Source organism: Candidatus Pelagibacter communis (assembly GCF_012932795.1).
Lineage (GTDB): Bacteria > Pseudomonadota > Alphaproteobacteria > Pelagibacterales > Pelagibacteraceae > Pelagibacter > Pelagibacter ubique_S.
Genome location: NZ_LANA01000001.1, coordinates 351,455 through 365,867 on the forward strand (window position 1 = coordinate 351,455; position 14,413 = coordinate 365,867).

Consider the following 14,413-nt stretch of genomic DNA (forward strand, 5'->3'; position numbering starts at 1 on the left):
ATCAGTAAATAATAAATTTTACATGCAGCAATATCTTCAAAATAAAAAAGGGCTTGTTCAAGACGTCTTTGACAATGTTTACAATAAATATGATTTAATGAATGACTTTATGTCTCTAGGTGTTCATAGAATTTGGAAAAAAGATTTAATAAGTTGGATGAATCCTTCAAAGAAAAAGGTTTTAATTGATGTTGCTTGTGGTACGGGTGATCTAGGTAAACTTTTTTTAGATTTAACAAATAAAGATGGAAAAATTTTTTGTGTAGACCCTAATAAAGGAATGATTGGTAAAGGAAAAACAAAACTAACCACTTATAAAAATATTAACTGGCTCATTGCTCCTGCAGAAAAATTACCTATTAAAAATAATTCTTGTGACTATTATACAATTAGTTTTGGTTTACGTAACACCAAGGATCTTAATAAAGCTCTTTCAGAAGCTTATCGTGTTTTAAAACCAGGTGGTCGCTACCTATGTTTAGAATTTTCGAAAATTCAAAACTCTAATCTGAATTTTATCTATAAAAATTATTCAAAACTTATTCCTTTAATTGGTAAAGCAATAGTGGGTAAAAAAGAACCCTATGAGTATTTAGTAAAAAGCATTGAAGAGTTTATTAATCAAGAAGAGTTGATTGATCTCATGAAAATTAATAAATTTGAAAATTGTAGTTACAGAAATTTATCTGGTGGAATTGTAGCAATTCACTCTGGTTGGAAAATATAATGATTAAAAAACTTTTAACTTTGTTTAAATTAGGAAGGAAGTTAGCTAAATCTGACATTTTAAATATCGTTTCTAAATTTAAAAAACCTCCTTTAGCGATCAAGATTATCTTTCAAATACTTTCATTTTCTTTTTCAGCTCCTAACAAAACTAATTTAAACGAAAATGAAGGGGCAAGGCTTTCTAAATCGATACAATCAATGGGAACTACATTTATTAAATTAGGACAATTTTTAGTTACTAGACCTGATATTATTGGAGATCATTTGGCAAAACAGCTAGAAGGCTTACAAGATAGATTACCAGCCTTTACCTTATCTGAAGCAAAAGCAATAATTAAAAAAGACTTGGGGGACGACACCTTCAATTCTATCATTGATTTAAGTGAGCCAGTTGCAGCAGCTTCAATAGCACAAGTTCATAAAGCAAAAATAAATGATAATGGAACCATAAAAGATGTTGCTATTAAAATTTTGAGACCAGATATTAAGAAAGTATTTAATGAAGAAATAGATGCGTTAATGCTTTTTGCTTTTATAGTTGAGTCATTTATAAAAAAAACTAAAAGATTAAAATTAGTAGAAGTTGTTTTTCTCCTTAAAGAAATAACTAATTTAGAAATGGATTTAAGATTTGAAGCAGCAGCTGCAAATGAATATGCCGAAAATACAAAAAATGATGCAGGTTTTAGGGTTCCTGCTATCTATTGGAATTTTACAAGCGAAAATGTAATGACACTTGATTGGGTTGACGGTGTTTCTATTCGAGAAACAGAGGATTTACAAAAAAGAAATATAGATACTAAAAGAATAGCCTCTGATGTTATTCAACATTTTTTAAGACATGCTGTCAGAGATGGTTTTTTTCATGCTGATATGCATCAAGGAAATATATTTATTGATGATAATGGACAAATTGTTCCTATAGATTTTGGTATAATGGGAAGATTAGACAACCTTAGTAAAAGATTTTTAGCTGAAATTTTATTTGGATTTATTCAAAGAGACTACAAAAAAGTTGCTGAAGTACATTTGGTTGCTGGTCTAGTTCCTAAAGATGTACCTGTAAATGATTTAGCGCAAGCATTGAGATCTATTGGTGAGCCAATCTTTGGGCAATCCGTAAAAGATATTTCTGGGGGGAAATTGTTAAAACAGCTTTTTGAAGTTACTGAAAAATTTAACATGCAAACCCAACCACAATTATTGATGTTACAAAAAACAATGGTAGTTGTTGAGGGGGTGGCCAGAAAACTTAACCCTAATACCAATATATGGGAGACTTCAAAACCAGTTTTAGAAAATTGGTTAAGAGAAACAAAAGATCCAATCAATGCGTTAAATGAAAGTTTAAAAACTACCACTGAAGTAATTAAAAGATTGCCTGATTTTCCAGAGATTATGGATAAAGCCAATCAAGCTTTATCATTTTTAGCAAGTGGACAGATCCCCCAAAATTCAAATTCATTTACCGCCTTAAATGAAAAGAGATCTGAAATGACTGCCTTTAGAAATCAGTCTATTATTGGTTTATTACTGCTTGTAATTTTTGGCCTAGTAGTATTTTAATTTGTTCAATGAATAATTTATCTGAAAGAAAAATACTTTTAATAATATGTGGTGGCATATCTGCTTATAAAAGTTTGGAGCTAATTAGATCTTTAAAAAAATTAGGTGCAAAAGTTAAAACTATTCTTACTAAAAGTGCCAAAGAATTTGTAACTCCTTTATCTATTGCCTCACTATCTCAAGAAAAAGTTTATGAAGACTTATTTAATCCTGAAAATCAGGCTGAAATGGATCATATTTCACTATCTAGATGGGCAGACCTAATTGTTGTGGCTCCAGCTACAGCTAATACAATTTCAAAATTGAGTGCAGGGTCTTCTGAAGATCTGGCTTCAACTGTAATTTTAGCTTCTGATAAAGATATTTTTTTAACACCAGCTATGAATGTTAGAATGTGGGAACACCCATCAACTAAAGAAAATCTTAAAAAACTAAAATCATTTGGTTATAAAATTATAGGTCCTGAAGTTGGTGATATGGCCTGTGGAGAATTTGGCGAAGGAAAAATGACTGAACCAGATAATATTGTTCAAGAAATTAATTCATACTTTAGTGAATTAAATAAGAATTATAAACTAAAAGCTTTAGTAACGGCTGGACCAACTAATGAGTATATTGATCCTGTAAGATTTATAACAAATAAATCTTCTGGAAAACAAGGCCATGCTTTAGCAAAAGCATTCGCTAAAAGAGGTTTTCAAACTACTTTAATTTCTGGGCCTACAAATTTAGAGGTGGGAAACAGTATAAACTTAATTAAAGTAGAAACTGCAGATGAGATGCTTAAAGCTACAAAAGATAATCTACCAGCAGATGTAGCAATTTTTTCAGCAGCTGTTGCTGACTTTAAGGTTAAAGAAATAAATAATAGTAAAATAAAAAAGCAGGAAAAATTACATTTAGAACTAGAAAAAAATATTGATATTTTAAATTATGTATCAAAGCATAATTCTCTAAGACCAAAGTTGGTAATTGGATTTGCTGCAGAAACTAATAATGTAGAAGAAAATGCAAAAAAAAAACTAGAAGAAAAAAATTGTGACTGGATAATAGCAAATGATGTTTCTAATAAAGCAATTGGATTTGACTCTAGTTTTAATGAAGTTTCAATTTATTATAGAGATAAAAATATGAATGATGAAAAGCTTACAATAAAAAATAAATTTGAAATTTCTGATGAAATAGTAGATAGAGTTATAAAAAAATTAAATTAAAATTTAGTGGCTAAAGTATTAATCAAAAAATTAAATCCTAAAGTAGAATTACCTGCTTACAAAACAGATGGTGCTTCAGGTATGGATTTAATGGCTTTTATAGAAGAGCCTATTAGAATAGCCCCTAATAGCTCATATTTAGTTCCTACAGGCCTTACAATGGCATTTTCAGAGGATTATGAAGTCCAAATTCGTCCTAGATCTGGTTTGGCTGCTAAAAAGAGTATTACAGTTTTAAATACTCCAGGAACGATTGATAGCGATTATAGAGGAGAAATTAAAGTTATACTTTTTAATCATGGTAAAGAAGACTTTCTAATCAATAATAAAGATAGAATAGCACAAATGATCTTAATGCCTGTAATTAAAATGGAGCTTGAAGAAATAGATAATTTGCCTGATACATTAAGAGGTGATAGTGGATTTGGCTCAACAGGTAAATGAATAACCAATTAAGAAAAGCATCAATAGAGAGATACTCAAGACAAATAGTACTAAAGGAAATTGGCGCTGTAGGACAAAAAAAAATTATATCTGCAAAAGTTTTAATTGTTGGAATGGGTGGCTTAGGGTCTCCTGTTGCTGAATTTCTTGCAAGAGCTGGTGTTGGTTCGATAGGAATAGTTGATGATGATAAAATTAGTTTATCCAATCTACACAGACAAAGTCTTTATAATGCCAGTGATATAGGAAAATTTAAAGTTCAAGTAGCAAGGGGTAAAATTAAAAAAATAAACCCAAGTATTAAAATTAAGATTTACAAAATAAGACTAAATAAAAATAATTTTAAGAAAATTATAAAAGATTATGATTATATAGTTGATGGCTCTGATAATTTTTCCACAAAATTTTTATTAAATGATTTTTGTTATAAATTTAAAAAAATACTTGTAACTGGAGCTATAAGTAAATTTGACGGTCATATATTTACTTTTAATTTTAAGAATAAAAAGATCCCGTGTTTAAGATGTTTTTTTCAAGACTCTGATATTTCAGATGATCTATTAAATTGTGAGTCAGAAGGTATTCTTGGTACTGTTGCTGGTATAATTGGAACTATACAAGCAAACGAAGTTTTAAAGAAAATACTTGATATTGGAAAGAGTCTTGATGGATATATTTTTATCTTAGATTTATTACAATTAAATTTTAGAAAAGTTAAGCTTAAAAAAAGAAAAAACTGTTTTTGTAAATGATAAAAAAAATAGTTATTTATGTTTTGTGTCTATCAGTTTTATTTGGTCAATGTTTAATAGCAGAAGAAAAGTTTCTTTCTTTAAAAAAGAGCAAAGTAAATGTTCGATATGGGCCAAGTTTTGATTCCAAAATTAAATATATTTATAAAAAAATAAATTTACCTATAAAACAAATAGATCAAAAAGAGAATTTTAGAAGAATTGTAGACTTAAAAAATAATAGTGGATGGATCCATGTTTCTCAGGTTAAAAAATCAAACTCTATTATCATTTTAGAGGACAAAATTTTGTATAAAAAACCATCTAACTTTTCAAAACCGATAGCCAAACTAGAAAAAGGAAGGTTATTAGTTTTAAAAAAATGTGAAAATATATGGTGTAATATAAAGACTGCTGACTATTCAGGTTGGGTCAAAACTGAAAATATTTGGGGTTCTATTAAATAAAGTCAGCACATAGTGATTTAACACTATCTTCAGCTAGTTTTGTGGTGTGAGTGTATTCTTTATGATCAATTCCGAGTTCAATTGTTGCACCATCTGACTTAAATTTAAAAATTTGATTATCATTTAATTTGAAATGGATAAACTGAACTGAAGAAGCTTTTCCCTCTGCTGATGTTCTATCAACATCTCCTTCTGGAACAGCTTTAACAACTTCATTATTAATTTTGATGAATATTTTTTCTTCAATTCCTCCAACTTTACCTAAAAATGCAGCTCTTGAAATTGGATTATCAATTTCAAACATTAGTGTAGCTGTAAGTTCTTTTCCGTTTGGAACCAAAGGGTTGTAAGCTATTAACTCATCTTTTAATTGCTCATCTCCACCTTTTTCAATGTGTAGCATCTCTTGAACTTGAGCAACCATAGTTTCAAAACTTTCAAAATAAAAAGTAGCATAAGGACCAAGCGCTATTCTTCTATCTTTTTTAAACTCAACTAAATCTTTTCTGATTTGCTTTCTACTTTTTACATAAACATCAGATGGTAATAAATCTTCTTTTTCTATTTGTCTTTTTTCTTTACTCATAATTATAGCCTATAACTTTTTGCCATTAATTCGATAGGATGAAGTGCCTCATCATTTGCAATATTTGTGTCTGTTTCTAGTTGCTTTAAATGTTTGCCCGCCAAAGGACAATCTGAAGCCATATATTTATTATTTTTATTTTTAATTTGTCTTGCTGTTGGAGTTCCAACTTTTACAGCTAAATCGTGAGTTTCCTTCATCACACCAAAAGTTCCCCCATGACCAGCACATCTTTCAACAACATCCATTTTTATATTAGGAATAAATTTCAACATATCTCTAGATTTAATACCCATGTTTTGTGCTCTTGCATGACATGCGTTGTGAACAGTAACTCCACCATCAATTTCTTGTAAACCTTCTGCTAGTCCCTCTTTTTGAGCTATATCAACGATATATTCGTCTATATCACTAACACTTTTTGAAAGTCTTTTAATGTTTTCGTCATTTGGCAATAGTAAAGGCCATTCAAATTTTAGCATTAGGCCACAGCTAGCTGTTAAAGTAATAATTTGATAACCCTTGTCTACCCATTCCATCAAATCTTTGGAAACTTTTTTGGCTTGCTCTACAACTTTTGGTAAATCTGCCTGTTCAAGATAAGGCATTCCACAACAACCTGGATAAGCTTCTTGAACTTCTACTCCATTTTTTTTTAAAACTTTTAATGCAGCTACGCCTGTATCTTTTTTATTAAAATTAACAAAGCATGTTGAATAAATTACAACTTTTCTGTCTTTAGACGGGGCTTCACTATTTGTTGGAATATTATTTTTTTTAAAATAATTTGTAAATGTTTCTGAATTATAGGTGGGAAGCTTAACTCTCACATCAATTCCAGCAACTAACTCTAATATTTTTCTAAAGAATTTATTTTTAATATTTGACGCCCAATTTATTAGTGATGATAGCATTACACCAACTTTTCCATTTCTATCAATTTGGGCTAATTGTGCTGGCACTGCAGGTAATTTATTTAATTTTTTCTGAGCTGTTCTATATCTCAACATTAAATGAGGAAAGTCTAAATCAAAATCATGGGGCGGAACATAAGGACACTTAGTCATAAAGCACATGTCACATAAAGTACAAGCGTCTACTACAGGTTCAAATTGTTCACTCTTTAAACTTTCTACATCTTCATTTTCAGACTCATCTATCATGTCAAATAATTTTGGAAACGAGTCGCATAAATTAAAACACCTTCTGCATCCATGACAGATATCAAATGCTCTTCTCATTTCGTCATCTAATTTTTTAGGGTCTAAAAAATCAGGATGCTCAAAATTTATTGGATGTCTAATGGGTGCATCTATGCTGCCTTCTTTACTCATATTTAAAATTTTAGGATTAATGGTGGGGAAGACCCCCACCATAAATTAAATCTTATTTACGCAATAGATTCTAATGTTTTTTGGAATTTACCTGCGTGTGATTTTTCAGCTTTTGCTAAAGTTTCAAACCAATCAGCAATTTCTGGAAAGCCTTCTTCTCTAGCTGTTTTTGCCATACCTGGGTACATGTCTGTATACTCATGTGTTTCACCTTGTACTGCTGAAGCTAAATTTGCTTTAGTCTCACCAATTGGTAGTCCCGTTGCTGGGTCTCCAACTTCTTCAAGATACTCAAGGTGTCCATGTGCATGACCTGTTTCACCTTCAGCTGTAGATCTAAATACAGATGCTACATCGTTATACCCTTCAATATCTGCTTTTTGAGCAAAATATAGATAACGTCTGTTTGCCTGACTTTCGCCTGCAAATGCGTCTTTTAAGTTTTCTTCTGTTTTACTACCTTTTAATGACATATTTTTCTCCTTAATGATTATGATAGATATATAATCATTCGAGGGTGAATGTCAACAGTTTAGAATTGTTTTAATGTGAACGTTAAGTTATTGAAAATATTAAATTAATTTTGATTTTGATTATCACTCGCAACTTTAATCAATACTTCCACTGATTTTATTTTTTTTCCAGTGATATTTTTTTTTATATTTACAGAATCAATTTCTTCATTACTACAATCAATTAACTCATTAGTGTCTTCGTCAAAAAAATGATGGTGCTCGGTTACGTTAGTGTCAAAATAACTTTTATCTGAGTTGATAGAAATTTCTTTTAAATATCCTTTTTTTTTAAATGCATGAATTGTATTGTAAACTGTTGCTAGAGAAATTTTTTCACTCAACTTATTCTCAATAATTTTAGTCAAATCATTTATTGTAAAGTGAAAGGTTTTTTCAGGTGTGAACAATACTTCACAAATTTTTAGTCTCTGTCTTGTTGGTCTTAAGCCAGATTCTCTTAATTTTTCCTTGTATATACTTATATTGCTCATTACTGTTTATAATAATTCTAAACTATTTCTATATTATATTGATGATAAATCAAGTATTAAGAAACTGAAATTTATGAAAAAAAACTCATTCACATACAATGAGCTAATAAGTTGCGGTAATGGCGAACTTTTTGGCCCAGGCAATGCAAAATTACCTCTTCCACCAATGTTAATGTTTGATAGGATAACAGAAATCAATGATGCTGGTGGGGCTTTTAACAAGGGCATTATAAAGGCTGAACTAGATATTAAGGATGACCTTTGGTTCTTTGATTGCCACTTTAAAGGAGATCCAGTTATGCCAGGTTGTCTTGGCTTAGATGCTATGTGGCAACTAGTTGGGTTTTATCTTGGATGGCTTGGTAATCCTGGAAAAGGAAGAGCTTTAGGAGTGAGTACAGTAAAATTCACTGGTGAAGTTTTAAAAAGTGTTAAAAAAGCAACCTATATAATTGATATGAAAAAAATTATGTCACCTGGAGGAACATCAGTTGGTCTTGCAAATGGTTTATTGTTTGCAGGTGATAAAAAAATATATTCAGCAGAAAATTTAAAGGTGGGGTTATTTAAATAATGAGAAGAGTAGTAGTTACAGGTTTAGGAATTGTATCTTGTTTGGGGAATAATCAAGAGGAAGTTTATCAGTCTCTTTTAAATTCAAAATCTGGAATATCTTTTTGTGAAGAATACAAAGAACATAATTTAAGAAGTCATATTCATGGAAAACCAAATATCAAACTTGAAGATCATGTTGATAGAAAAACTATCAGATTTATGGGCTCTGGGTCTGCATATAATTATATTGCGATGAAAGAGGCTATTAAGGATTCAGGTTTAGAGGATAAAGATGTAAGTAATTTTAGAACTGGAATAGTTATGGGTTCTGGTGGTCCTTCAATAGAAAATGTTGTTTTATCAGTTGATAAGACTAGAGCTAAAACACCAAAATTAATGGGACCATTTATTGTTCCAAGAACTATGGCTAGTACATCTTCAGCAACTCTTGCTGTGCCTTTTAAAATTAAAGGAGTTAATTATACGATGAGTTCTGCTTGCGCAACTAGTGGACACTGTATTGGTCATGCAAGTGAACTCATTCAAATGGGCAAACAAGATGTTGTTTTTGCAGGTGGAAGTGAAGAATTACACTGGGCTATGACTGCAATGTTTGATGCTATGACAGCATTGTCTTCTAAATACAATGATGCACCTGAAGCTGCTTCAAGAGCTTATGATAAGACTAGAGATGGCTTTGTAATAGCGGGTGGTGGTGGAGTTTTAGTGCTTGAAGAGTATGAACATGCAAAAGCAAGAGGTGCAAACATATATGCTGAATTAACAGGGTATGGTGCGACTTCTGACGGGTATGATATGGTGGCCCCATCAGGTGAAGGTGCTGTTAGATGCATGAAGATGGCTTTAGCAACTGCTAAAAGTAAAATGGATTACCTAAACACACACGGAACTTCAACTCCAGTAGGAGATATTACAGAGTTAAGAGGTGTAGGAGAAGCGTTTGGTGCTGAGGTGCCAAAAATTAGTTCTACTAAATCACTTTCAGGTCACCCATTAGGTGCTGCTTCAGTTCATGAGGCAATTTATAGTTTAATCATGATGAAAAATGGCTTCATCACAGCTTCTGTTAACATCACTGACATGGATGATGAGGCTAAAAAATTTCCGATCGTTACTAAAACTGAAACAGATGTTAAATTAAACTCTGTTATGTCAAACAGTTTTGGTTTTGGTGGAACAAATGCAACTTTAATTTTTGAAAAGGTCTAGATGAGTTTAATGAAGGGAAAAAAAGGATTAATCATGGGTGTTGCAAATGAAAGATCTATTGCTTGGGGAATTTCACAAAAACTTGCAGAAGCAGGTGCTGAACTTGCATTCACTTACTTAGGTGATGCTTTAAAAAAAAGAGTTATTCCTTTAGCTGAAAAATTAAATTCAAAAGCAACATTTAGTTGTGATGTTGAAAACAAAGAAGAAGTAATAAAACTTTTTGAAGATATTAAATCTCAGTGGGAACAAATTGATTTTGTAGTTCACGCTGTTGCTTTTTCAGATAAATCAGAATTATCAGGTGAGTATTTAAACACAACTAGAGAAAATTTTTTAAGAAGTATGTTAATTTCATGTTTTTCATTTACAGAAGTTGCAAAAGAAGCTTCTAAGATAATGAAAGAGGGTGGCAGTATGTTAACTTTAACTTACGAATCTACTAAAGCTATTCCAAATTATAATGTAATGGGTGTTTGTAAGTCTGCTCTTGAGGCAAGTGTTAAGTATCTTGCAAGAGACTTGGGTGCTAAAGGCATGAGAGTAAACGCAATAAGCGCTGGACCTATTAAAACGTTAGCAGCTTCTGCTATTGGGGATGCAAAATTCTTATATAAATGGAATGAAGACCATTCTTTCCTTAAAAGAAACGTAGATATTCATGATGTTGGAAATTCAGCATTATATCTACTAAGCGACCTTGCAAACGGTGTTACTGGTGAAATTCACTACGTTGATGCTGGATATAATAAGGTTGGGATGCCAGATCCTAAAAATATTACCTGAAAATTTAATATTTTGAAAAAAACAAGACATGCTGATGCACTCCTAGCTTTTGTAAAATCTATTAGAGTAACTACTCAAAATTATATACCAAAAGAGAAGGCTTCTTTTTCTTTATTTCGTATTGAAATTTTATCAGGATTGACTGTTGCTTTAGCTTTGGTTCCAGAAGCTATTGCATTTGCATTTGTTGCTGGAGTTGCACCCTTGTCAGGTCTTTATGCAGCTTTTATCGTTGGTTTAATTACAGCTTTGCTTGGAGGACGACCTGGAATGATATCTGGAGCTACCGGGGCTTTAGCGGTAGTTATGGTCGCTCTTGTTATGGATCACGGAACCCAATATTTATTTGCTACTGTAGTTTTAATGGGAATATTACAACTAATTGCTGGTGTATTTAAGCTTGGTAAATTTATTAGAATGGTTCCTGAACCTGTAATGCTTGGTTTTGTTAATGGATTAGCAATAGTAATTGCTATTTCTCAACTTGGTCAATTTAAAACAATCAATACATTTGGACAATCAGTTTGGATTACGGGCGATACATTACTTTATTCAATTATATTTGTTGCATTTACGATGTTTATTATTTGGTTTTTACCTAAAATAACAAAGGCATTACCATCTACGCTAGTAGCTATTTTATTTACAACTATTTTAGTTTTAATTTTAAAAATCGATATACCTAATGTTGGTGATCTTGCCAGTGTTAAAGGAGGCCTTCCAAACTTTTCTATTCCAAGTGTTTCTCTTAACATTGAAACATTAAAGATTATTTTCCCCTATGCTTTTATTTTAGCTTCAATTGGATTGATAGAAAGTTTACTAACTTTGAATTTAGTAGGAGAGATAACAAATAAAAGAGGGGGTGCTAGCCAAGAATGTTTAGCACAAGGATTAGCCAACACTGTCACTGGTTTTTTTGGGGGAATGGGTGGTTGTGCTATGATAGGACAATCAATGATTAACGTAAGATCTGGTGGAAGGACACGTATTGCTGGAATAGCAGCTGCCGTATTTTTATTAATTTTTATTTTGTACACTTCTACTTTTATTGAGATGATTCCTATTGCTGCTTTAGTTGGTGTTATGTTCATGGTTGTAATAGGAACATTTGCCTGGAATTCTTTAAAGATTTTATTTTTTGTTCCAAGGAGCGATGCACTAGTTACAGTGCTTGTAACAGTAGTAACTGTTTTAGAAGACCTAGCAGTTGCAGTAGTAGTAGGAGTGATTGTTTCTGCATTAGTTTTTGCATGGAAATCTGCATCAAAAATTAGAGCAACTGAAAGACCCTCTAAAACAGAAAAAGGTGCAAAAGTTTATGAGATAGAAGGACCTCTTTTTTTTAGTTCAACTAATAGTTTTTTAGAACTTTTTAACCCATCTGAAGATCCAGATATCATTATTATTGATTTTGTAAGATCTAAAGTAATTGATCAATCAGCTTTAAAAGCAATTGAAGATATTGCTGATAAATATAATAGCTTTGGAAAAAAAGTTAAACTCAGGCATTTAACTAAAGACTGTCATAAATTGTTAAGCAGGTCTGGTCAACTTGTTGTTGATAGCGATGATGATCCTGATTACGGTGTTGCAGTTGATTATGGAGTAAAATTAGGAATATTTGGTAAATAAAAAACCCCCAAAACTTTCACTCCAGGGGTTTAGAACTTTAATTCAAAGTATTATTCAGCAGCTTGTTTCATAGAGAGTTTAACTTTTCCTCTATCAAAACCAATCACTTTAACTTTTACTTCGTCACCTTCTTTAACAACGTCAGTAACTTTTTCTACTCTTTTAGGAGCAAGTTCTGAAATGTGAACAAGACCATCTTGTTTACCTAAGAAGTTAACAAATGCACCAAACTCCATAATCTTCATTACTTTACCTGAATAAATCTTATTTAGTTCAGCTTTTGCAGTGATGTCTTTAATCATTTGCATAGCGATGTTTCTAGACTCTTCATCTGGAGCAGCAACTGTTACAACTCCTTCATCATTAACATCTAGTTTAGCTCCTGATTTTTCAACAATCTCTCTAATCGTTGCACCACCTTTTCCAATTACAGCTGCGATATCTTTTTTATCAACAGTTATCTGTTCCATTTTTGGAGTATGTTGTCCAACATCAGCTCTCGATTCACTTAAAGCTTTATTCATTTCACCTAAGATATGAACTCTTCCTTCTTTAGCCTGCTTTAAAGCCTGCTCCATGATTTCAAATGTAATACCAGTAATTTTGATATCCATTTGAAGTGAAGTAATTCCATCTTTGGTACCAGCAACTTTAAAGTCCATATCTCCTAAGTGATCTTCATCACCTAAAATATCTGATAAAACACTAAAATCATCGCCTTCTTTAATTAGTCCCATTGCAATACCTGCAACTGGCTCTTTAATTGGTACGCCTGCATCCATTAATGCAAGAGATGTTCCACAAACTGTAGCCATTGAAGAAGAACCATTTGATTCTGTAATCTCTGACACTACTCTAAAAGTGTAAGGAAATGATTCTTTTGGAGGAAGTGAAGAATTGATTGCTCTCCATGCTAACTTTCCATGTCCAACTTCACGTCTTCCTGTTCCAATTCTTCCAGTTTCACCGACTGAAAAAGGAGGAAAGTTATAATGAAGCATAAACCTTTCTCTGGACTGACCATCTAGACTTTCTATTCTTTGTTCATCATCAGATGTCCCTAAGGTAGTAACAACAATTGCTTGTGTTTCTCCTCTAGTAAATAATGCTGAACCATGAGTTCTTGGTAAAACACCAACTTCACACTCAATAGCTCTTACATCTGCTAAACCTCTACCATCAATTCTTTTTTTGTTTTTAAGAATATCAGTTCTAACAATTTTCTTTTCAAGATTTTTTAATTCATCATTAATATTAAAATCAGAATAACTTTCATTGTCCGCAAAAAGCTGCTTGGCTTTTTCAGAAATTTCTGAAATTTGATTTGACCTATCTTGTTTATCTATTGTCCCAAAAGCTTTAGTTAAATCTTTAGTAAATTCACTCTCAAGTTTTTTCTTAACTTCAGATAAATCTTTCTTTTCAACAATCCATTCTGGCTTTCTACATTCTTTAGCTAACTCCTCAATCATCTTAATTACTGGAACAAAGCCCTCATGACCAAATTTAACTGCAGCTAACATTATTTCTTCAGATAAACCTGATGTTTCTGACTCAACCATTAGCACAGCGTCTTTAGTTCCTGCTACTACTAAATCTAAAGTAGAGTTTTCTAATTCAGCTTTTGATGGGTTAAGAATATATTTACCATCAACATAACCAACTCTTGAAGCCCCTACAGGACCCATAAATGGCATTCCTGAAATAGCTAATGCTGCTGATGAAGCAGTGATTGCTAAGATATCTGGTTGGTTTTCTTTATCATATGAGATTACTGTTGGTAACAACTGAACCTCATTTTTAAATTCACCAGGGAACAAGGGTCTGATAGGTCTATCAATTAATCTTGATATTAATTGTTCACTTTCAGTTGGTCTGGCTTCTCTCTTAAAAAATCCACCTGGTATTTTACCACCTGCATAGTATTTTTCTTGGTAATTTACAGATAGTGGAAAATAATCCATATCTGGATTTACTTTTTTTGCTCCTACTACTGTTGCCAAAACAACTGTTTCACCACATGAAGCAACGATTGCTCCGTCTGCTTGTCTTGCTACTTTGCCTGTTTCTAAGCTTATTTTCTTTCCTGCTACTTCAATTTCCTTCTTATATACTTTGAACATCTAATTT

Annotated in this window: 15 protein-coding genes; 10 read left to right on the forward strand and 5 right to left on the reverse strand. The window is 31.8% G+C overall.

Annotation, left to right across the window (positions count from 1 at the left end; genetic code table 11):
- The first annotated feature begins 22 nt into the window (after positions 1-22).
- From ubiE to VP91_RS01860, 6 genes are read left to right on the forward strand one after another with little or no spacing between them, the layout of a single operon-like run.
- The gene (gene ubiE, locus VP91_RS01835; protein WP_169035737.1) at positions 23-727 is read left to right on the forward strand and encodes a bifunctional demethylmenaquinone methyltransferase/2-methoxy-6-polyprenyl-1,4-benzoquinol methylase UbiE; all 705 of its coding nucleotides are present in this window, start codon (positions 23-25) and stop codon (positions 725-727) included.
- On the forward strand, positions 727-2,295 hold the full coding sequence (gene ubiB / locus VP91_RS01840; RefSeq protein WP_169035738.1) for a 2-polyprenylphenol 6-hydroxylase: 1,569 nt from the start codon (positions 727-729) through the stop codon (positions 2,293-2,295). The genes ubiE and ubiB overlap by 1 nt, the downstream gene beginning before the upstream one ends.
- A gap of 8 nt (positions 2,296-2,303) precedes the next feature.
- Positions 2,304-3,509 (forward strand): bifunctional phosphopantothenoylcysteine decarboxylase/phosphopantothenate--cysteine ligase CoaBC, encoded by a 1,206-nt coding sequence (coaBC, locus tag VP91_RS01845; protein ID WP_169035739.1) that lies wholly within the window; start codon positions 2,304-2,306, stop codon positions 3,507-3,509.
- 6 nt (positions 3,510-3,515) lie between these two features.
- Positions 3,516-3,953, forward strand: a complete 438-nt coding sequence (gene dut / locus VP91_RS01850; protein ID WP_169035740.1) for a dUTP diphosphatase — start codon at positions 3,516-3,518, stop codon at positions 3,951-3,953.
- Entirely contained in the window at positions 3,950-4,705 is a 756-nt protein-coding gene (locus tag VP91_RS01855) for a HesA/MoeB/ThiF family protein (protein WP_169035741.1), read from the forward strand. Before dut ends, VP91_RS01855 begins: the two co-directional genes overlap by 4 nt.
- Positions 4,702-5,151, forward strand: a complete 450-nt coding sequence (locus tag VP91_RS01860; RefSeq protein ID WP_169035742.1) for an SH3 domain-containing protein — start codon at positions 4,702-4,704, stop codon at positions 5,149-5,151. The genes VP91_RS01855 and VP91_RS01860 overlap by 4 nt, the downstream gene beginning before the upstream one ends.
- On the opposite strand, the gene VP91_RS01865 is transcribed toward VP91_RS01860, so the two are convergent.
- The 4 genes from VP91_RS01865 to VP91_RS01880 all read right to left on the reverse strand — a co-directional run bounded on the left by VP91_RS01865 (position 5,144) and on the right by VP91_RS01880 (position 8,077).
- Positions 5,144-5,737 (reverse strand): DUF3501 family protein, encoded by a 594-nt coding sequence (locus VP91_RS01865; RefSeq protein ID WP_169035743.1) that lies wholly within the window; start codon positions 5,735-5,737, stop codon positions 5,144-5,146. The two genes, VP91_RS01860 and VP91_RS01865, sit on opposite strands and share 8 nt — an antisense overlap.
- A gap of 2 nt (positions 5,738-5,739) precedes the next feature.
- Positions 5,740-7,071: a (Fe-S)-binding protein gene (locus tag VP91_RS01870; protein WP_169035744.1), complete on the reverse strand. Its 1,332-nt coding sequence runs from the start codon at positions 7,069-7,071 to the stop codon at positions 5,740-5,742.
- Positions 7,072-7,127: 56 nt separating this feature from the next.
- Positions 7,128-7,544, reverse strand: a complete 417-nt coding sequence (locus VP91_RS01875) for a rubrerythrin family protein (protein ID WP_006997509.1) — start codon at positions 7,542-7,544, stop codon at positions 7,128-7,130.
- A gap of 104 nt (positions 7,545-7,648) precedes the next feature.
- Complete coding sequence (locus tag VP91_RS01880; protein ID WP_169035745.1) at positions 7,649-8,077, reverse strand: Fur family transcriptional regulator; 429 nt, start codon at positions 8,075-8,077, stop codon at positions 7,649-7,651.
- 73 nt (positions 8,078-8,150) lie between these two features.
- On the opposite strand from VP91_RS01880, the gene fabA reads away from it, so the two are divergent.
- The 4 genes from fabA to VP91_RS01900 are packed head-to-tail and all read left to right on the forward strand — an operon-like array spanning position 8,151 to position 12,283.
- Complete coding sequence (gene fabA, locus VP91_RS01885) at positions 8,151-8,651, forward strand: bifunctional 3-hydroxydecanoyl-ACP dehydratase/trans-2-decenoyl-ACP isomerase (protein ID WP_169035746.1); 501 nt, start codon at positions 8,151-8,153, stop codon at positions 8,649-8,651.
- Positions 8,651-9,862 carry a beta-ketoacyl-ACP synthase I gene (gene fabB, locus VP91_RS01890; RefSeq protein ID WP_169035747.1) on the forward strand — a complete coding sequence of 404 codons (1,212 nt, stop codon included), beginning with the start codon at positions 8,651-8,653 and terminating at the stop codon, positions 9,860-9,862. Before fabA ends, fabB begins: the two co-directional genes overlap by 1 nt.
- Positions 9,863-10,648, forward strand: a complete 786-nt coding sequence (locus VP91_RS01895) for an enoyl-ACP reductase FabI (RefSeq protein ID WP_169035748.1) — start codon at positions 9,863-9,865, stop codon at positions 10,646-10,648. It begins immediately after the preceding gene.
- A gap of 60 nt (positions 10,649-10,708) precedes the next feature.
- A complete protein-coding gene (locus tag VP91_RS01900; RefSeq protein WP_169036151.1) occupies positions 10,709-12,283 on the forward strand; it encodes a SulP family inorganic anion transporter in 1,575 nt (524 codons plus the stop codon).
- A 50-nt stretch (positions 12,284-12,333) separates the two neighbouring features.
- Here the strand turns inward: VP91_RS01900 and pnp are convergent, their stop codons facing one another.
- Entirely contained in the window at positions 12,334-14,406 is a 2,073-nt protein-coding gene (pnp, locus tag VP91_RS01905) for a polyribonucleotide nucleotidyltransferase (RefSeq protein WP_169035749.1), read from the reverse strand.
- Between the last annotated feature and the right edge of the window lie 7 nt (positions 14,407-14,413).

Excerpts from the sequence above, each read along its gene's own strand:
- ubiE (WP_169035737.1), top strand. The coding sequence starts at position 23 with ATGCAGCAATATCTTCAAAATAAAAAAGGGCTTGTTCAAGACGTCTTT.
- fabB (WP_169035747.1), top strand. The coding sequence starts at position 8,651 with ATGAGAAGAGTAGTAGTTACAGGTTTAGGAATTGTATCTTGTTTGGGG.
- VP91_RS01865 (WP_169035743.1), bottom strand. The coding sequence starts at position 5,737 with ATGAGTAAAGAAAAAAGACAAATAGAAAAAGAAGATTTATTACCATCT.
- VP91_RS01875 (WP_006997509.1), bottom strand. The coding sequence starts at position 7,544 with ATGTCATTAAAAGGTAGTAAAACAGAAGAAAACTTAAAAGACGCATTT.
- VP91_RS01855 (WP_169035741.1), top strand. The coding sequence starts at position 3,950 with ATGAATAACCAATTAAGAAAAGCATCAATAGAGAGATACTCAAGACAA.
- fabA (WP_169035746.1), top strand. The coding sequence starts at position 8,151 with ATGAAAAAAAACTCATTCACATACAATGAGCTAATAAGTTGCGGTAAT.
- VP91_RS01870 (WP_169035744.1), bottom strand. The coding sequence starts at position 7,071 with ATGAGTAAAGAAGGCAGCATAGATGCACCCATTAGACATCCAATAAAT.
- VP91_RS01895 (WP_169035748.1), top strand. The coding sequence starts at position 9,863 with ATGAGTTTAATGAAGGGAAAAAAAGGATTAATCATGGGTGTTGCAAAT.
- pnp (WP_169035749.1), bottom strand. The coding sequence starts at position 14,406 with ATGTTCAAAGTATATAAGAAGGAAATTGAAGTAGCAGGAAAGAAAATA.
- coaBC (WP_169035739.1), top strand. The coding sequence starts at position 2,304 with ATGAATAATTTATCTGAAAGAAAAATACTTTTAATAATATGTGGTGGC.
- VP91_RS01860 (WP_169035742.1), top strand. The coding sequence starts at position 4,702 with ATGATAAAAAAAATAGTTATTTATGTTTTGTGTCTATCAGTTTTATTT.
- ubiB (WP_169035738.1), top strand. The coding sequence starts at position 727 with ATGATTAAAAAACTTTTAACTTTGTTTAAATTAGGAAGGAAGTTAGCT.
- VP91_RS01880 (WP_169035745.1), bottom strand. The coding sequence starts at position 8,077 with ATGAGCAATATAAGTATATACAAGGAAAAATTAAGAGAATCTGGCTTA.